The sequence below is a fragment of the Metabacillus sp. KJ11-3 genome, assembly GCF_055808295.1.
In genome coordinates, this window is record NZ_CM147865.1 from 5,049,947 (window position 1) to 5,067,904 (window position 17,958).

Here is a 17,958-nt window from a genome sequence, read left to right on the forward strand (position 1 = left end):
TCGATTGGCGATGATATTAATCATCTTCTTATTGGTTGTATTGATAGGACCTTTAGTGGCACATAACATTCTTCCTGCTGAAAATGGAGTTTTCCTATTATATTTAAGTGTAGGAGTTTTATTTTTCGATACAATTACTGCCCTTGTCTTAACGGTTATGAGGTTTGAGTTTAAGACGATAAAGGTTGTCGTCTTGACGGTTACAAAGATGCTGCTAATTGCTGTAGGCTCTTACCTTTTCTTAAAGCTAGTCGTTCAGTCTGTGGAAGGAATCATGTATGCTAGAATCTTAACAGGGTTACTGATCTTCTTGCTGATCTTAAAGCCGTTATCAAAAGTTGTTACCTTCAAGCTTAATCGGGAGGTACTTAAGGACTTAATAAAATATGGCCTTCCTCTTGTGCCTGCCTCATTAGCATTTTGGGTAATTTTGAATTCAAGTTCCTTTTTCTTAGCATTAATGAAGTCACCTGAAGAGGTTGGGATTTATGGAGCTGCTGCAAAATTTGCGGCTTTGATTACCCTTGTGACGAGTGGGATCCAAATGGCCTGGCGGCCGTATTCCATGTCTATTAAAGATAAATCAAACAACAAGGAATTGTTTTCAAAAATTTACATCATTATCTTTTTATTAGGAATAATAGGGGTATTCGTTGTGGCAACGATTATGCCTTATGTTATTTTGTTGCTAGAGGATTCCTATCATTCAGCTTATAAGTATGTGGCTTTAATTTCTGCTGCTACGTTTTTGAATTTTTATTACTTAATTATTTCCATCGGTATTTTCTTTACGAAGGAAACAAAAGTGATTTCTTATATCTTTGCAATTGCTGCAGGTCTTAGCGTTGTGTTGAATCTAATTTTAGTTCCCGCTTTCTCGATATGGGGTGTTGTGGCAGCTACGTTAATTTCATACACATTTGCGATCGTGTTTATTTTCAGAAAAAGTCAAAAACTCTACTATATTCCATTTCCGTCAATTAAAGTGGCGGTGTTATTCATTGTGATGATTGCCGGTGTTATTGGGATTACGTTTGTACAGGAAAATCAATTATCACTATGGTATGTTGCTGCTATATGGGGTGTATTCTTATTATCGATCGGTGCAACCAGAATTGACAAAGAGTTAAGAAAGAAAACAGTTGAAGCAACTGAAACTTCTTAAAAAGCTTGAAATATCATTAAAAGGGTTGATCACATGAAAATTATAACTATATTAGGTGCGAGACCTCAATTTATCAAAGCGGGTCCTGTGTCACGTGAAATAAGAAAACAGCATGAAGAAATTATTATTCATACTGGGCAACATTATGATGCAAATATGTCAGATATCTTCTTTGAAGAATTAAATATTCCGAAACCGGATTATCATTTAAATGTTGGTTCTGGTTCACATGGTATACAGACAGCAAACATGCTTATAAATATAGAAGAGATTATTTTAAAAGAAAAACCAGATTATGTACTGGTATATGGTGATACCAATTCGACTCTAGCGGGGTCCCTTGCAGCATCAAAGCTACATATCCCGATCGTTCATATTGAAGCTGGATTACGAAGCTTTAACAAGAAGATGCCGGAAGAAGTAAACCGTATTTTAACTGACCATGTTTCAGAGTTTTTATTCTGTCCAACAGATACAGCTGTGAAAAATCTGAAAGAAGAGAACATTACTCGTAACGTCTTTAATGTCGGTGATGTTATGTATGATGCAGTCTTATATAATCAGGATATTGCAGACTCTTCGACTTTATTAAATGACTTAGGCTTAACGAACAATGACTACTATTTAATTACAGTTCACCGTGCTGAAAATACAGAAGACCGTGATCGTATCACAGGTATTCTTGATGCATTTGCGAAAGTGGAAGGAACAAAGGTATGGCCGATTCACCCAAGAACGAAGAACAAGCTTGCATCATACGGAATCAATCTTGAGTCAATTCCCGGCTTAAAGGTTATTGAGCCGATTGGGTATTTGGACATGCTTGCACTAGAAAAAAATGCTAAGAAGATCCTGACTGATTCAGGTGGTGTTCAAAAAGAAGCCTATTTTGTCAAAACTCCATGTGTAACACTCCGTGATGAAACTGAGTGGGTGGAAACAGTCGAGCAGGGGGCAAATATCCTAGTTGGAGCGGACACAACTAAAATTATAGAAGCTGTGCAATCTCCTAGTGAATCTACTTATCCGCCAATATTTGGGGATGGAAACACATCTGAAAAGATTGTTAAACTATTGTCTGAAGCGAGATAAATGGAATGGGCGGGTTATAAAAAGTCGCCCTTTTTCTTAGAAGATCATTTGCAAGGAGCATAATAGAGATATATGCGTTTTGATTGCCTAAAGTGATAAGTCAAATAGGAATGGAAGGGGCAAAGAACGCCTTCTATTCCTATACGTCTTACCCTTAGCTCCATGTCCTATTTACGAAAACACCAAATATGGGGGTCTAATCCTAGTGTTTTATCTTACTATTTGGCTGATTGTTGGTGTATTGTCTTTTTGGTTATTCAAAAAGTCTGCAGGAACAATGTCAATCTTAAAACCCAATGTCTTATCTATTGTTTTCTATTATTCTTTATTTATTTCTTCATTTATTGGTAGCCTTTTAATTGCACTTAATACTGATGAACATTATATGATCAACCTGCTGGCAGATGATCGATTTAGGTCGATTGGCTTTTATACGATTTGCTTTGTTATGGTGATGCTGCCATTATCCATGTTATTTGTTTCAAAACTTCTCGGTTTTAAACCAGAAAAGGAATTCAATGATTATCTTAATAAGCCTGTTCGGATAGATACAGATACTTTTACGTATTTAATTTACGTTGGATTAACAGGTATAGGAATTCTGTCGGTTGCTTATACAGTGTACTATTTAAAAGCCATCCCGATTTTAGAGATGCTGTTAGGAAGCAATAATCTTGCTGAATTGCGCATTGAGGCATCTCATAATTTTGGCGGCAATACACTTATTCGGAATATTTTTGCTTTGGGACTAACCCCAATCTTATCGATGATAACTTTTATCTATGGATATAAAACGAAAAAGCTTAAGTGGTGGATACTTTTTATTATTACATTTCCTTGTAGTGTATTTATCCAAGTATATGACCTTGCAAAAGGACCGATATTTTTCTACACACTTATGTTTATCCTTTTACTTCTATACTTAAACATCATAAAGCTTACGTGGACACGTGTTTTTATCCTTGGAGCCTTGGGTGTGTCACTAATTGTGATCATGTATGTCTTTATACAAGGAGTAGGGCTGGAGCAATTTACAGACTATAATAGGGGACCCGTAGGACGTTTGATTTTAACGCAAATTGCTGGTTACTATATGCATCTGGAGTTATTTTCAGACCGTTTGCCATTATTGCTGGGGAAAAGCATGCCTTCCTCAATTATAGGACTATACGATATTGAGCAAATACGTTCTGCCCGTCTTGCCATGGAAACCTATTTTCCAGATCGGGTTGAAGCAGGGACAGCGGGTGTTCTAAATACATTATTTGCGGGCGAGGCATTTGCAAACTTCGGTTATATTGGCTTACTAATAGGTACCATATATGTTGGAATTTATATTCAATTAATTTATATCATCTTTTTAAGATTACAAAAGAATCCTCTATTCATCTCATTGTTTATCTACTTTACAGTAAATATACCGCGAGTAGTTGTAGGAGGCTTTACAGACTTTCTTTTAAACACGTTATGGGTAGCGCTTGTTATTGTGCTTGTGTCTCCTTTTGTATTTGTTAAATTGTTGGAGATGCTAAGGAATCGATCAAAAAAACAAACGCTTGTTTAAAAAAGTGAATGATAAAAAAATCAGACAACATAGTGCTGTCTGATTTTTTTGGTTAATTGATATAAACCATATCATTCTTATTATATTTTATTGTATAACCGCCGCCCATATCAAGTTGATCACCATTAATAGTGTAAACTCGGTAAGTACTTCCTTTTTTTAGCGTACTGTACGGTGTACCATTAGGGCTATACATGACAGTATCCTTTTTGAATTCAAGTCGGCCAACGTGATAAATAGGCTTATCAGACGTTTTTACATAATAGCCTCCACCTACCTGATAGGTATTTGGATCATAATCATAGACTCTAAGTGCTTCACCCTTCTTAAAGGTGCGGAAAACAGTTCCGTCAGGCTTGTACATGTTTGTTTTAGAATCCTTTATTAAGATTCGTCCTATATAAATACTCATCTTACTGCTATTGGCTTCAACCAAATAGCCGCCACCAACATCATAGCTATTTCCTAAAACTCCATACACTCTTATTTGTTCACCTTTTTTAATCGTTCTATGTAGTGAGCCATTTGGTGCAAGCATAGGAACATCAGCTTGTATGTTTAATTTGGCTACTGGAAGCTTATGTACAGATTGTAGATCAACCTTAGGAATCGTTAATGTCATCTTGGACATATTGGAATAAAGCTGAAGAATCTTCTCTCCATATCCTTTTCCAGGTACTGCCCATCTTCCGTTTAGGTCTGTCCACAAAGGAGCAATACCTCTTGTCACTAAATGAAATCTTGGATCGTTAAGCACTGTATTTAGTGGATCTTTACTAGCGTATGCTTTTAAATGTTGGATATGTGCTCGAACTCCTTCTTCAGGAGTTGCAAAATAGGCTCCTTTCACTCCACCGCCGGTTGTCCCAATTCCTGCATAATTGTTTTGTGCAGGAATCACATCTCCGCCAAATCTGAAAAAGCCTGTTTCATGAATTGCTTGAGCAAATGCAATATCACCACGCACTTCTTCAATTCTTCCAATTTCTAAATATAGCTCAGCAAGCTGATAGATCGATAGGTTTGTCATTCTGGGATTCACTTCATTCAAGAGAACATAATCACCCATTTGCTTTGATGTTAACTTGGAGGGTCCCATAATTGTAGTAGAGGCTGCTTTAGTAGGGATATGTTGAAGTGAGAAACTCAAAAGTAATACAAAAACAAAAGATAAGGAATAAAGACGGATGTCTTTTCGCATGTTTTTTCATCTCCTTTTTCCAATTTTAGATACAACATGACATATTATAACAAATAATAGATAAGTAGTAATATAATTCTGGTAAAAAAAACAAATTCCCTAGGAAAATATGACATATGTATAAATTTAAACGTTTTGCTGAGGCTGCCTGTATGGAGATATTGGTTAATTTACCTTAAAGTTACCATAGATATTATGATCTGGAGGTAGTATGATGTATTTAACAACCTTCAACTTTTATTGTTGTCGTTACCTTCTCTATTGCGGAGAAGGTTTTTTTTGCATAATTCAAACTTAATAAAAAATTATAAAAACTTATTACTGAGTCCCATAGGAACCAGGGATAAATCCATTTATAAATGAATAATACATCGCGATTAAGAATACGACTGTAGCAAAAATGTTTGTTAGTCTGTCAGGGATTTTAATGAGGCGGAAAATAACTAGTCCAAAAATATAAGCACTTGTACAAATTGCAATCCAACCAATAAATTGGAATGAGAAATCATCAATTAGTATTTTAATAGAATGTTGATCTAAATCGTTCATTTTATCCTCTATACATTCTGGATATATAATATCGCCATATTAATTCTGGATATTTTCCATTATGGATACCTTTAAACACTTTGTTCATATGGCAGATAATCTTTAAATATGGAGTGAATTGATTTTGTGATTTTCCTATACCCATGTCTTTCCTCCTATTTGTCCCTATTAATAATATCGGTAGGATTTTTGAAATTTTCACTAATTATTTTCGGTTTTTACTTTGAAGCAGAAATGCGCCTTATTTTTATTCGAAAAATAAAAATAGAGAAAGGTGAATTTGAGTACGCTCAAATTCACCTTTCTCACTATCTGAATCTAGTTATGTCCCACGTTTTATTGCTCAGGATTTATTAAAGGAATTTTTGCGTTTAGTTCTTCGAATTCCTCAAATTGGATTTTATCTGTTACAACATATAGATCATTCGAGTATTCAACATCAAATTTCGCAATGTTATCTTTACCTGGTTTGTAATTTAAATAAGTACTTGGTTGGAAATATTGTTCTTCGCCATCTTTCTCTACTTTTAACATAAGACTGTTACGTAATTGCTTAAGATTTCCATCAATTGAATAATGTACCCAGACTTGATTTTGTTTCTCTTCAACCTTTGAAATAATGAGTTTATTCTCACCATCTTGAATTAATTCAATTGGAAAGGAATTATTAATAGGTTTTTTAACTCGTATCATACCTGTAGTCTCAGTTGAAATATATGCTTTTAATAGGAGATACTCGGGTAAAACCTTTGGTGAATGAAACCAACTAGTTGATGAATGTTTATGAGTTCCACTAAAACCATTTAAACCTATACCATACGAATTTAGAGGAAGTATTTCATTTCCTTCTGGATCGAGTAATTCGAAAATTACACCTTTATTATATAAAGGAGATGCTCTGTCAACATCCTCATTTGAACCTTCTTCATACCTGAACTTAAGTGCACTTTGTGACACTATTACTTCCTTAATCGATAATTGTAGATGATCTTTTTTCACAACAGTTTCCGGTTTAAATCTTTTTATTTCACCAGGAATCTTCTTAACGGGGATGGTGAAATTCCAGTTTCCTTTTTGTTCTTGAATTTGTCTAATTTGTAATCCAAGTTCAAACTCGTCAGGAAATTCCTTGTATAATTCAATTGCTACTACTGCCGTACCTTTTTTATCACCGTCATGAGATATTAGAGTTAAATCTGGACCTTTATCTTCTCCGTTGATTGTCACACGATATCCTCCAGTTACACTGTCAAGTTCTTCTTCCATGGTAGACATAGCTTCATACCCAACTAATATTCGAGAGCCGTCATACATAATTTGATTAACCGTTACCTTTATACCGTTATCTTCCACTGTCATATTTAAGGGTGAGTACAGGCTTGATTCATCTATATATTCAATTTGCTTCTGATCTGCCGGATTTGACTTTTCAACTGGCTTCCAAGTTGAAGTGATGATTAGGACAAAAATCAATGCAACCGATAAAGAGGAGGCTATTATGACAGGAAAGTTGAAGTGTCTTCTGGATTTCCCTTGCTGATGATGGATCTCACGTAACACTTTCTGCCGATCTTCATTTGTAAATTCCAAGTCTTTACTCATCTCATCTTCAATAAGCAAATCCTTCAACGTATTTAATTTACTAGTCATAGAACACATCCTCCTTTTGCAAGATTGGCTGGAGTTTTTCCTTTGCTCTTCTTAATCTGGTTTTTACTGTGTCAATTGATAGACCTAAAATAGCAGCTATTTCTTTTAGACTTAACTCCTGTACATAATACAAGTAGATGACATCTTTGTATTTAGCTGATAATTTGTTAATACACTCATCCACTTGCTGCTTCGTATTATTCTGAAGAACAATTTTTTCAGTACTACTACTCTCAAGGTTATCTGTATGTCTCATTCCAACCGGAACAACTCTACGGAAGTAGGATGATCTTAAGTAGTCTTTACATTGATTGATCGTAATGCTGTATAACCAGGTTTTAATCGTAGCGTTTCCTTTAAAGGTATGTAGATTTTTATAACATTTAATAAACACATTTTGAACAATGTCTTTTGCTGTTTCTGCATTTTTCGTGTAAGTATAGGCTAGTCTTGTTAGTTCGGTTCCATGATTTTCCATTAATTCGTTTAAGAGTAGATCCAGATCGTCAGCATGTGTATTGTTTAAATCCTGATAGTAGACTTCTCCTTTAGATTTCATATTTTTCCTCCTTTCCAATTATTAGACGTGGGACAGCTGAGGAATAGGTTCACTTTTTTCCTTAAATCGTAAATTAGGCTAAAATAAAAAGCAGGTAACATTGTTCGTTACCTGCTTTAATGTTAATGGACTATTTTGATACTTCTGTATTAGGAAAGTAATGTTTTACTATATCAATAGCTTTCCAGTTATGTTCGGCAAATCCCTTTGCTCCATATTGGCTCATTCCGATTCGATGTCCCCAGCCTTTACCTGTTGCTGTAATAGATATTGGATCAGAGTCCTTTGTAACGATACCAGAAGAAGTTTGAATAGAAATTTTTTCTGATGAAATGCTAACAGGAGTATTTGAGCCTGTCATTACTTGCTGCCCCGTTACTTCCAGCTGGGATTGCTGCCCAGTTGTTGTTTGTATCGCAAAGTCTTTATTCACTTTTAACGTAAACCAATTTGATCTTAAGAAACCATAACTACCTTCAATAGGAAATAGCTTGCGAATGGCTTGCTCATTCCCGGTAATGGTTTTTTGACCGGCAGATGTGTCAATCGTAACACTGGAAACTTCTCCATTAGCACCGGTTGGGTTTATAGAAATATCGAATAGGATCGTTGATGACGGATCGAATCCAAAGCTCTTTAAAATCATGCTTGATGTAAAAGAGTTTTCCCAACTACTATGTGGAGAGCTCTCATATGGATCATCAACTGAGATTAAATATGGAAAGCTTGCTTGATTAGAGTTCCATACATCTCCAACGTTTGCGGTTCTTCCACCACTAGTTGAATAAAAAAATGTTTGGATAGGTTTTCCGTTATGTTTAACAAGAATCCCTGATGTTTCGTCAACTGCCTGATTTGTTCTGGCATCCTCTGATGAGTAGCCTTTGTATACTTGGCTGGCTGTTGTATTCTTTAGAGACATACTATTTGCAGCATAGCTTCGAGCAACAATTGCTTGTGCCTTTAAAGCTTCTTTATGCCATGAAGCCGGCATTTCATTAGGTACGACACCCTTTAAATAGTCTTCCAGGTCAAGATTATTTATTATCGCAACATTGCCGGAAGTTTTAGGTAGAAAGGAAGCGCCACCTCTATATGTTGTACTGCCATACACAATGGTAGGAATAGAAGTGGAGTAATTGTCCACCAGTGTAGAATTGGCAGAAACCCACCCTATAGTGCCATCTGCAGCAAGGACGTTATACCAGGTTTCTCCTTTATTGTTCACAAAGGTTTGAATATATTCTGCTGTTTCAGCCTTTGCTAATGTTTTTTTCGTGGTATAATCGGCTGTTGCACCACTTTTTAGTTCTGTTGTACTTGTAAAGCGAGCGTATTGTTTTATATTCGTGACTTCTTTTAATTCAAAGCCACTGGAAGATGAAAATGATATTGAACCCGCATTAATGTTTACATTGCTTTGAGTGCGGGTAATTGTAATTGTAAGATTAGGTAATAAAAATGTTTTTTGATTGTTTGCTTTATTGGTTAATTCATAGAATCCTTGCAACTTAATAGTACTTGTTGAAGCATCGATAAGTTGGACAGCCACAGGATTAGAATAAATTTTGATTGATGCTGCATTTGCTGCATCATGAGTCCATAGCAGGCTAAGTGTTAGGAGTACACCTAGTATAACTCTTCGAGCAGCCATACTATTATTTCACCTCTCCATGAATTGCTAGGATCCAGCCTTTTACACCATTAGATAATTCAATGTTATACCATTGTTCGTTTTTGTTATTTGTAAATGAGCTAATATATTTAACCGTTGTACCCTTTTGAAGAACAGTAACACTTTGATAATCAGTTGTAGCGCCTCTTCGTACATCTGTAGTGTTCGTAATCGTTACCGATGATATAGCTGCAACAGATTTAGTGGAAATATCACCAGAATATATCCATCCGTATTTACCAGTTGAGTATTCAACACGATACCATTTTCCATCAGTACCATTATGCTCCGCTATTACAGGCAATTGTTTACCTTTACTAAAAGTTGCTACAACTGCGTAGTCTCTTGTAGCTCCTTTATGAACTGTAGCTTTTGTACTGCTAACATACACATGAGAAGGTAAGCTATCTTCGAGTCCGCCATCATTTATAGCGTTTCGAAGAGTTTGCACTTCACTTTCTAATTTTGTTACCCTTGATTGAAGAGGGTTTATCTGATTTGTAACCCATTCCACACTAGCTAACACCACATTGCTAGCTGCTGATCCAACATTGGGTGAAGTATAGCTACCTACTAGAAATCCAGTAAGAAAAACCCCTGAGATAACGAGCATACTTTTCTTTTTCATTATTAATAGCCCCCACTAAAGTATTTTTTAAACCCTTCTGCAATCCCAACCGCAGCTTGGCCGCGAATAACATTATTTTTCAGCATTGATTCTTCATTTGGGTTAGATATAAATGCTAATTCCACCAATGCGCTTGGCAGTTCATTATTTTTAATAACATAGAAATTAGCTGTTTTTGTACCGCGATCATACGTATTGATTCTATCAACCAATGAATCTTGTATATATTTTGCTAGGATACTACTTCTTGGACCATTAAAGTTATAGGCTGTATTGTAATAGGTTTCTGTTCCCCGTGCTGATGTGCTCACACTTGCATTAGCATGAATACTAATAAATGCATCACTGTCTGAGGAGTTTGCAATTTTTGCACGTTGTTCCAGTGTTAAGTACGTGTCATCGCTGCGTGTAAGTGTAACAATGGCTCCTTGACGTTCAAGCTCAGCTTTTAGTTTCTTGGACACATCTAATGTAACATCTTTCTCTCTAAGCTTAGTAGGACCAATTGCACCTGGATCATTATCTCCATGACCGGCATCAATGATGATTTTTTTACCTGACAATCCTACCGGCATGACCTTAACCTGTGTTTGATTTGTGTTGTTTCTCACTTGAATCATATAACCAGGCTGTGGTGTTAATGTAATAGCAGAAGTTGTAGCTGTTATACTTTTTAAACCGGTTATTGATTGTGATGGTAATTCAGTATGAAGCTTACTGCCTGTAAGCTGAACAACACCATTTGAGAGGAGTTTATTACCTACGCCAAAATTCTGTGACTTTTCCCAAGTTAACGTTGAGGTGTTGCCTGATTTAGAGATAACCGGGTTACGAAAAACATTAGGGATAAATTCTCTAGTTCCGGATTTTAAAATCCAACCTCGAACACCTTTTGAATTTTCCACATTAATCCAATCATTATGGCTCCATAAATACAGTAATTGCTCACCAGCCTGTACCTTGGTGTTATATCCTGAACTTGAAGTAGCACTTTTGTGTAATACATTTGAATTTATTGAATAGACAAATTGGCGATCTGCTAAGCTGTTAAACAATTCCGCTTTTGGTACCCATGCTTTTTTGCTATTGGATAATTGGACATTGTACCAGTGTTGATTTTGGTTGTTAATAAATTCATATAGAACTTTTATGCTAGTGTTATATGGAAGCTTTGTAACTTTTGAATAGGTATACATTGCACCTTTATATGCATAGGTCGCATTTGTGCCAACACGTAATGATTTATTGATGTAAATGATTTTGCTGGTAACAGAAGTTGCATTGATCCATCCAGTTTCTCCTGATTCCATCTTCACTCGATACCAAAGCTCTTTATTATTGTTCGTGAATGTATCCATAACATAGATCGCAGACCCATTTGGTAATGAGGCTAGTTGACGGTATGAGTCAAGTGCTCCGCTTCTTACAGTGCCTGATTGATTAAGATAATAGGTAGTATTTAACTTAGGACTTTTTATAATATCCTCTGAATGAATCCAACCTGTTACGTTACTTGAACTTTGTACCCGAATCCAGAACTCATTGTTCTGATTAAAGAATGTATCTATTACTTTTAAGTCATCATTTGCTGTTAATTTCTCTGCAATAGAATAACTAGAAAGTGCTCCTTTTCTAATAACACTTGTATTATTTTTAGCAAAAACGTAATCTCCTACAATATAATTCTCCGATAGAGGAGAATCTTGAACAGAAGATGCAAGAATCCATCCTTTGGTTGCTTCATTAATAGAGACTCTATACCATTTTTGATTTAAATTATTTGTAAATTCATCAATTACCTGGAGTGCTTCATTTTGTTTCGGCAGATATACAACTCGATAAGAGTCAAGCGCTCCGCTATGAACCTTCGAATTAACATTTTTTACATATACAGTCTTGTAGTCTTGTATTGAGCTGCCATTTTCCTGGATAGTCTCTGTCATTTCAGAATGTATCCAACCTTTTACTCCATCTTCAAGCTCTATTTGATACCAAATGTCACCAGCAGCATTTTTAATTTGATTAATTATGGTGACTTGTATATTTTCTTTTAGGGTTGCAACTATCTTGTATTGTTCGGTGGCTCCGCTATGAACTGTGGCTGATTGATTTGTTTGTAGTTTTTCGGCAACTGGGGTAGTGGACAGGTTACTGCTGTTGACCCACCCTTGAACAGTTCCTAAATCAATACGGTACCAAATCTCACCAGTGTTGCTAACGTATTGATCAATAATTGTTACCTTTTTGCCGTATTCTAAATGTTCAATAAGCAAATAGTCAGTAGATGCACCCTTTCTCATTTCGGCAGCATTCTTTTTAACATAAAGTGATGAGGGTTTCTCTTTTATTGGTGAGATATTCTCCTGCTTAACCCAACCTTTTGTAGAATTAACAGATATGTTTAACCATTTCTCATTCTGATTATTTGTAAACTCTGATAAAACCCCAACAACATGTCCCTTAGCAAGAGTTAATACAACTTCATAATTAGCTGTAGCCCCCTTGTGTAATTGGGTATCCTCAGTTGCAACTTGTCCAATGAAAGGATAGTTTGCAGAAGCTTCCGCATTTACTTGCGGCATAGCAAAGCTAAAAAACAGGGTAGTGACAAAAAACAATGTGGTGATCCATTTCAATTTTCCTAGTTCTCCTCTCCTATGTGGTTTTCACAAAAAAATACCCCTGAAGATAATTTCAGAGGTTTAATTATATACATATTCTAACAAAGTTCTGTAACTTTGTCTTTGGGAATATTGTCTTAATCTGTCTTTTTATGAAGACTGTATAAACAATGTGTCGAATAAAATAGTCTTATTGTTCTAAATGAGTTTCTAAATCACTTTTTACAATTTCCAGCTGTTCTTCATCAGGTATAAAGTAATAAATACCGCTTATATAATCATCTGATCCTTCAATTGTCAGGTTTTCAATACTATTAGAATTAATGTTGGGATACTTGCGTTGCAATGCAATTGCTTCAGATATTCTAAAATTTGTTTCAACATTTTTTCCAATGTGTGCAGCAAGTTCATCTATTTTGAATAAGTTAGAAGGAGAAATGGCTTTATCAATGATAGCACTGATAATTTCCTTTTGTCGGTCATTTCGGCCAAAGTCACCTCTTGGATCTCTTTTTCGCATCCTTGCATAAGCGAGTGCTTCTTCACCATCTAATTTTGCTTCTCCTTGTTTGAAGTAAATTCTGCTGCCGTCTTCATCACTTTTCTCATAGAAATCAAATGGGACATTTACTGTAACACCACCCAATTCATCAACAACAGATTTAAATGCTTGGAAGCTTACTAAAGCGTAATAATCGATTGGAATATCCAAAAGTTCTTCAACTGTTTCAATTGTAGCCTCTTTACCACCGTATACATAAGCATGGTTAATTTTTGTTTTCTTATCTTCATCAGGAATTGTTACATACGTATCACGAGGTATACTTACCATCTTAATAGTCTGAAGTGTAGGATTAACTGTAGCAACTATTAATGTATCCGTTCTCCCATTTTCTCCTCCGGAAGAATAATCCTCAAGACCCATCAATAGGATGGAAAAAGGATCTTCATTAACTTTAATGGGAGTTTCTCGAAGCTTTGACTTTTCGCCTCGATCTAATTCTTGATACGATTGGTTGGCTGCCTCATACGTTTTATAGATTGTATATCCTGTATAGCTGCCAACTCCTATAAGAACAAGCAGGAGAAAAAAAGGACGCGTTTCCATAATTTCTTCTTTTTCTTCTGCTTTTTAGCCGTATATCTTTTCGCCACTTAAATCCCTCATTTTAGTTAGTGTCAATTAGTTGTTCTAAATATAGATTTTCACCCTCTATATTGTAACATTGCCCATTTGTTAGCTCTGTCATCCATTCTATAAAATCAGGCACTTGTGATTCCTCGACGTATGTTTCGATTTCTACTTGTTCAAGGTAATGAATTTCTTTTAGCATATAGATTGAAGATCTTAGTTCGTTTTCAATTTTGCCTAGCCATGTATAATCAATTTTGGTATGAAGAACTCTCATTAGTTTTCTCTCAACAATACCAATTATGCGTAACCCTTCTGAAACCGATTTACCATAAGCACGGATTAACCCGCCTGTCCCTAGTTTTATACCGCCAAAATAGCGTGTAACAACGACAACGGTGTCTTTTAGTTTCTTTTTCTTTAAGACTTCAAGCATTGGCACTCCAGCGGTGCCACTTGGTTCACCATCATCATTTGCTTTTTGGATTTGGTCATTTTCCCCGATTAAGTAGGCTGAGCAATTATGATTTGCATCTTTATGCTTCTTTTTTATTTTTTGAATGAACTCGATTGCTTCTTCTTCTGTTGTGACACGTTCTACATAGCAAATAAAACGCGATTTTTGAATAATTATCTCATGCTCTCCATAGCCTTTTACGGTATAATAATGTGAAAGCATGCTTGTTCACCTCCTGACAAGCAAGCAAAATGAAAATAGCGCATTCTTTTATTATAAAACGACATAATTTTTACTTCAATCGTAAAAAATGTGACAAACTAAAAATATCTGTTGAAAAAACGGAGGGATACGTGTGAACTCCTTTAAAAAATTAGATAGCGAAATGCTTGATCTGATTTTAGATAAGATGATTGGTACGGTTGCCGGAAGCAAGGATGAGATTTTTAAAATTGGTGAACACTCCCGGCAACAGTATGAATCATTGGTTGAAGAGTTAAAAGACATCAAAATGCAAGTAAGCATAGTGATTGAAGAGGGAGATAAGCTTGAAGTTCAGGCACGTCTTGCTCGTAATCGTCTCTCACAAGTGAGCAAGAATTTCAGAGAGTTTTCTGAGGATGAAATTAGGGAAGCGTATGAAAAGGCACATGGACTTCAGGTTGAGCACACCATGCTTCAGCAGCATGAAAAACAGCTTCGCGATCGCCGTGATGATTTGGAAAGACGTCTTTTAGGACTTCAGGAAATCATTGAACGATCAGAGGCGCTTGTTGGGCAAATTTCAGTTGTGCTGAATTACTTAAATAGTGATCTACGTCAGGTGGGCATGTTACTCGAGGATGCTCAGCAAAAGCAGGATTTTGGATTGCGGATCATTGAGGCACAGGAGGAAGAAAGAAAACGTGTGTCACGGGAGATTCATGACGGACCTGCACAAATGCTTGCAAATGTGATGATGCGCTCGGAGTTAATCGAACGAATTTTCCGAGAGCGTGGTACTGAGGAAGGCTTTAAGGAAATTAAGAGCCTTAAGGTGAATGTAAGAAACGCCTTATATGAAGTAAGGCGAATTATTTATGACCTAAGGCCAATGGCGCTTGATGACTTAGGACTCATCCCGACCCTCAGAAAATATATGGATACAATCGAAGAATATAATGGTAAAACTAAGATTCTTTTCCAAAGTGTAGGTAAAATGGAAGAAAAGCGACTTCCACCCCGCTTTGAGGTGGCTTTATTTCGTCTTGCCCAGGAGGCTGTCACAAATGCGTTAAAGCATTCAGAGGCATCAGAGATATCTGTTAAAGTCGAGGTCACCTGTGAAAGTATAACCATGGTCATAAAAGACAATGGAAAAGGGTTTAATGTTAAAAATGTTAAAGGAAATAAAGATAAGAAATCATTTGGGCTTATTGGCATGAAGGAGAGAATCGATCTGTTAGGAGGAAAAATGACAATTGACTCCAAGATCGATTTAGGGACTTTTATCATGTTTCAAGTTCCGTTTAATGGAAATTAAGCCAGGTTGCATGACTATAGGCATATTGACGTAGGAATGAACTGGCAACTAGACTAAAAGAGATAATGGGGAGGCGTAAGCATGAAGACGAAAATTGTTATTATAGATGATCATCAATTATTTCGTGAAGGTGTAAAACGCATTTTGGATTTCGAACCAAGCTTTGAGGTAATTGCTGAAGGTGATGACGGGGAAGAAGCATTAGCACTAGTCGATGCTCATAAACCGGACGTTGTCATCATGGACATCAACATGCCGAAAGTAAATGGTGTAGAAGCGACGAAGCAATTGATTGAAGCAAACGAAGACACAAAAGTCATTATTTTATCAATTCATGACGATGAAAACTATGTAACACATGCGCTAAAAACAGGTGCAAGAGGCTATCTATTAAAAGAAATGGATGCTGATACATTAATTGAAGCTGTCAAAGTTGTTGCAGACGGCGGCTCATACCTACATCCAAAAGTAACACATAACTTAGTAAATGAATTTAGACGACTTGCCGCAGCAAATGGACAAGCTGCAACCATGCAGCCATTACAACCAGAAATTCGTCGACCACTACATATCTTAACACGTCGCGAATGCGAAGTTCTTCAAATGCTTGCAGACGGTAAAAGCAACCGCGGCATTGGGGAAGCATTATTTATCAGCGAAAAAACTGTTAAAAACCATGTAAGTAACATTCTTCAGAAAATGAATGTGAATGACCGTACACAAGCGGTTGTTGTTGCGATTAAAAATGGTTGGGTTGAAGTGAAATAAGGAACGTCACAAGAGTCAGGATCTTTTTAGGTTCTGGCTTTTTTTTGGTACCTAAAAAGGTTATAAATTAGCGTTGTGGCTTTTTAAATGAAATACAGTATAAGAGTGAAAAGACATTTTTTTCAGGCTCACTCAGACGAGGTTTTTTTAAAAGCTGCTTATAAATAGAACTCTTTCTATAGTTTATATTCTAAAAAAGTTAATTTTATTGTACAAAAAACTAAGTTTAGGTTGATTGAAGCGGAAGGTGCGAGACTCCTGTGGGAGCTGCGTGGCAGGTGAGATCCCACAGGCGCTAGCGCCGAGGAAGCTCACCGCACGCCCCACGGAAAGCGAGCATCCTGGAGCTTCAATCAACCGCCACGAACACATGTTACAGAGAGTCAAAGTCCGTGCTTCACCAAAATATAAACTGTCATAATAATCCGAACTTACCCCATATACTAAACGAATAGTGAAATCTTAAGGATTATCCGTTAAAATGGTGATAATAATATGGACAAGGAAGGAATAAAACTTATGAAAACGGCAATCGTCACAGATAGTACAGCCTATATCCCTCAACAAATTCGTGAAAAATATGACATACATATGATTCCCTTAAGCGTTAACTTCGGAACTGAATCCTACCAGGAAGAAATCGAAATCACATCAGAACAATTTTTTGAAAAAATGCGGGGACAGCAACAACTTCCAACCACATCACAGCCACCGGTAGGAAAGTTTGTTGAACTGTTTGAATCACTTTCCAAAGAATATGACGCAGTGATTTCAATTCACCTCTCCAGCGGAATTAGTGGAACATTCAACGGTGCGGCAACAGCAGGAGACATGGTTGAAAACATTGACGTTTATGCATATGATTCCGAAATCAGCTGCATGGTCCAAGGCTTCTATGCCCTTGAAGCAGCAGAAATGGCCAATGAAGGTGCTGATCCAAAGGATATTTTGGCACGGATGGATGAAATGAAAAAAACAATCAATGCCTATTTTATGGTCGATGATTTAAGCAACCTTCAAAAGGGTGGACGATTAAGCGGAGCGCAAGCCTTGATCGGCAGCTTGCTTCAAGTAAAGCCGATCCTTCATTTTGAAGACAAAGTCATTGTTCCATTTGAAAAGGTACGTACCCGTAAAAAAGCATTAAACAGGGTGCTCGAGCTTCTTGATGAAGTAGCAAGCCAAAACGAACCGATGCGTGTCGTTGTGATCCATGCAAATCGTTCTGAAGAAGCGGAAAAGATGCAACAAGAGCTTTCAACTAAGTATCCTAATATCGAATGCATGGTCAGTTATTTTGGTCCTGTTATCGGTACCCATCTTGGTGAAGGTGCAGTTGGGGTCGGATGGTATAAAAAGTGAATGTTTATGAGAG

Annotated in this window: 15 protein-coding genes; 6 read left to right on the plus strand and 9 right to left on the minus strand. The window is 36.5% G+C overall.

The genetic code is table 11. The annotated features are described in order from the left end of the window. Positions 1-10: 10 nt before the first annotated feature. From AC0L8O_RS24875 to AC0L8O_RS24885, 3 genes are all read left to right on the plus strand, one after another. Positions 11-1,165: an oligosaccharide flippase family protein gene (locus AC0L8O_RS24875; protein ID WP_473445966.1), complete on the plus strand. Its 1,155-nt coding sequence runs from the start codon at positions 11-13 to the stop codon at positions 1,163-1,165. A gap of 33 nt (positions 1,166-1,198) precedes the next feature. Continuing rightward, positions 1,199-2,257 carry a non-hydrolyzing UDP-N-acetylglucosamine 2-epimerase gene (gene wecB / locus AC0L8O_RS24880; RefSeq protein WP_473445967.1) on the plus strand — a complete coding sequence of 353 codons (1,059 nt, stop codon included), beginning with the start codon at positions 1,199-1,201 and terminating at the stop codon, positions 2,255-2,257. Between the two features lie 205 nt (positions 2,258-2,462). Beyond that, entirely contained in the window at positions 2,463-3,821 is a 1,359-nt protein-coding gene (locus AC0L8O_RS24885) for an O-antigen polymerase (protein WP_473445968.1), read from the plus strand. A 52-nt stretch (positions 3,822-3,873) separates the two neighbouring features. Here AC0L8O_RS24885 and AC0L8O_RS24890 read toward each other — a convergent pair whose 3' ends face one another. From AC0L8O_RS24890 to AC0L8O_RS24930, 9 genes are all read right to left on the minus strand, one after another. After that, positions 3,874-5,022 (minus strand): glucosaminidase domain-containing protein, encoded by a 1,149-nt coding sequence (locus AC0L8O_RS24890; protein ID WP_473445969.1) that lies wholly within the window; start codon positions 5,020-5,022, stop codon positions 3,874-3,876. A 318-nt stretch (positions 5,023-5,340) separates the two neighbouring features. Further along, positions 5,341-5,571 carry a hypothetical protein gene (locus tag AC0L8O_RS24895; RefSeq protein ID WP_473445970.1) on the minus strand — a complete coding sequence of 77 codons (231 nt, stop codon included), beginning with the start codon at positions 5,569-5,571 and terminating at the stop codon, positions 5,341-5,343. A 336-nt stretch (positions 5,572-5,907) separates the two neighbouring features. Next, the gene (locus AC0L8O_RS24900) at positions 5,908-7,221 is read right to left on the minus strand and encodes a DUF4179 domain-containing protein (protein WP_473445971.1); all 1,314 of its coding nucleotides are present in this window, start codon (positions 7,219-7,221) and stop codon (positions 5,908-5,910) included. Beyond that, complete coding sequence (locus AC0L8O_RS24905; RefSeq protein ID WP_473445972.1) at positions 7,214-7,780, minus strand: sigma-70 family RNA polymerase sigma factor; 567 nt, start codon at positions 7,778-7,780, stop codon at positions 7,214-7,216. The genes AC0L8O_RS24900 and AC0L8O_RS24905 overlap by 8 nt, the downstream gene beginning before the upstream one ends. Before the next feature lie 130 nt (positions 7,781-7,910). Further along, positions 7,911-9,434, minus strand: a complete 1,524-nt coding sequence (locus AC0L8O_RS24910; protein ID WP_473445973.1) for a SpoIID/LytB domain-containing protein — start codon at positions 9,432-9,434, stop codon at positions 7,911-7,913. A 4-nt stretch (positions 9,435-9,438) separates the two neighbouring features. Beyond that, complete coding sequence (locus AC0L8O_RS24915; RefSeq protein ID WP_473445974.1) at positions 9,439-10,083, minus strand: SH3 domain-containing protein; 645 nt, start codon at positions 10,081-10,083, stop codon at positions 9,439-9,441. A 2-nt stretch (positions 10,084-10,085) separates the two neighbouring features. Continuing rightward, complete coding sequence (locus tag AC0L8O_RS24920; RefSeq protein WP_473445975.1) at positions 10,086-12,719, minus strand: N-acetylmuramoyl-L-alanine amidase; 2,634 nt, start codon at positions 12,717-12,719, stop codon at positions 10,086-10,088. 175 nt (positions 12,720-12,894) lie between these two features. Continuing rightward, positions 12,895-13,812 carry an LCP family protein gene (locus tag AC0L8O_RS24925; protein ID WP_473445976.1) on the minus strand — a complete coding sequence of 306 codons (918 nt, stop codon included), beginning with the start codon at positions 13,810-13,812 and terminating at the stop codon, positions 12,895-12,897. A gap of 61 nt (positions 13,813-13,873) precedes the next feature. Further along, entirely contained in the window at positions 13,874-14,515 is a 642-nt protein-coding gene (locus tag AC0L8O_RS24930; RefSeq protein ID WP_473445977.1) for a YigZ family protein, read from the minus strand. A gap of 163 nt (positions 14,516-14,678) precedes the next feature. Between AC0L8O_RS24930 and AC0L8O_RS24935 the strand changes: the two genes are divergently transcribed. From AC0L8O_RS24935 to AC0L8O_RS24945, 3 genes are all read left to right on the plus strand, one after another. Beyond that, positions 14,679-15,815 (plus strand): sensor histidine kinase, encoded by a 1,137-nt coding sequence (locus AC0L8O_RS24935; protein WP_473449140.1) that lies wholly within the window; start codon positions 14,679-14,681, stop codon positions 15,813-15,815. 81 nt (positions 15,816-15,896) lie between these two features. Further along, a complete protein-coding gene (locus tag AC0L8O_RS24940; RefSeq protein WP_026559741.1) occupies positions 15,897-16,583 on the plus strand; it encodes a response regulator in 687 nt (228 codons plus the stop codon). Positions 16,584-17,102: 519 nt separating this feature from the next. Further along, entirely contained in the window at positions 17,103-17,945 is an 843-nt protein-coding gene (locus AC0L8O_RS24945) for a DegV family protein (protein WP_473449142.1), read from the plus strand. The last annotated feature ends 13 nt before the right edge of the window (positions 17,946-17,958 follow it).

What these genes read in the sequence shown, in the direction of transcription:
- AC0L8O_RS24875 (WP_473445966.1), top strand. Translation starts at nt 11, where the DNA reads ATGATATTAATCATCTTCTTATTGGTTGTATTGATAGGACCTTTAGTG.
- wecB (WP_473445967.1), top strand. Translation starts at nt 1,199, where the DNA reads ATGAAAATTATAACTATATTAGGTGCGAGACCTCAATTTATCAAAGCG.
- AC0L8O_RS24890 (WP_473445969.1), bottom strand. Translation starts at nt 5,022, where the DNA reads ATGCGAAAAGACATCCGTCTTTATTCCTTATCTTTTGTTTTTGTATTA.
- AC0L8O_RS24895 (WP_473445970.1), bottom strand. Translation starts at nt 5,571, where the DNA reads ATGAACGATTTAGATCAACATTCTATTAAAATACTAATTGATGATTTC.
- AC0L8O_RS24900 (WP_473445971.1), bottom strand. Translation starts at nt 7,221, where the DNA reads ATGACTAGTAAATTAAATACGTTGAAGGATTTGCTTATTGAAGATGAG.
- AC0L8O_RS24905 (WP_473445972.1), bottom strand. Translation starts at nt 7,780, where the DNA reads ATGAAATCTAAAGGAGAAGTCTACTATCAGGATTTAAACAATACACAT.
- AC0L8O_RS24910 (WP_473445973.1), bottom strand. Translation starts at nt 9,434, where the DNA reads ATGGCTGCTCGAAGAGTTATACTAGGTGTACTCCTAACACTTAGCCTG.
- AC0L8O_RS24915 (WP_473445974.1), bottom strand. Translation starts at nt 10,083, where the DNA reads ATGAAAAAGAAAAGTATGCTCGTTATCTCAGGGGTTTTTCTTACTGGA.
- AC0L8O_RS24925 (WP_473445976.1), bottom strand. Translation starts at nt 13,812, where the DNA reads ATGGAAACGCGTCCTTTTTTTCTCCTGCTTGTTCTTATAGGAGTTGGC.
- AC0L8O_RS24930 (WP_473445977.1), bottom strand. Translation starts at nt 14,515, where the DNA reads ATGCTTTCACATTATTATACCGTAAAAGGCTATGGAGAGCATGAGATA.
- AC0L8O_RS24935 (WP_473449140.1), top strand. Translation starts at nt 14,679, where the DNA reads ATGCTTGATCTGATTTTAGATAAGATGATTGGTACGGTTGCCGGAAGC.
- AC0L8O_RS24940 (WP_026559741.1), top strand. Translation starts at nt 15,897, where the DNA reads ATGAAGACGAAAATTGTTATTATAGATGATCATCAATTATTTCGTGAA.
- AC0L8O_RS24945 (WP_473449142.1), top strand. Translation starts at nt 17,103, where the DNA reads ATGAAAACGGCAATCGTCACAGATAGTACAGCCTATATCCCTCAACAA.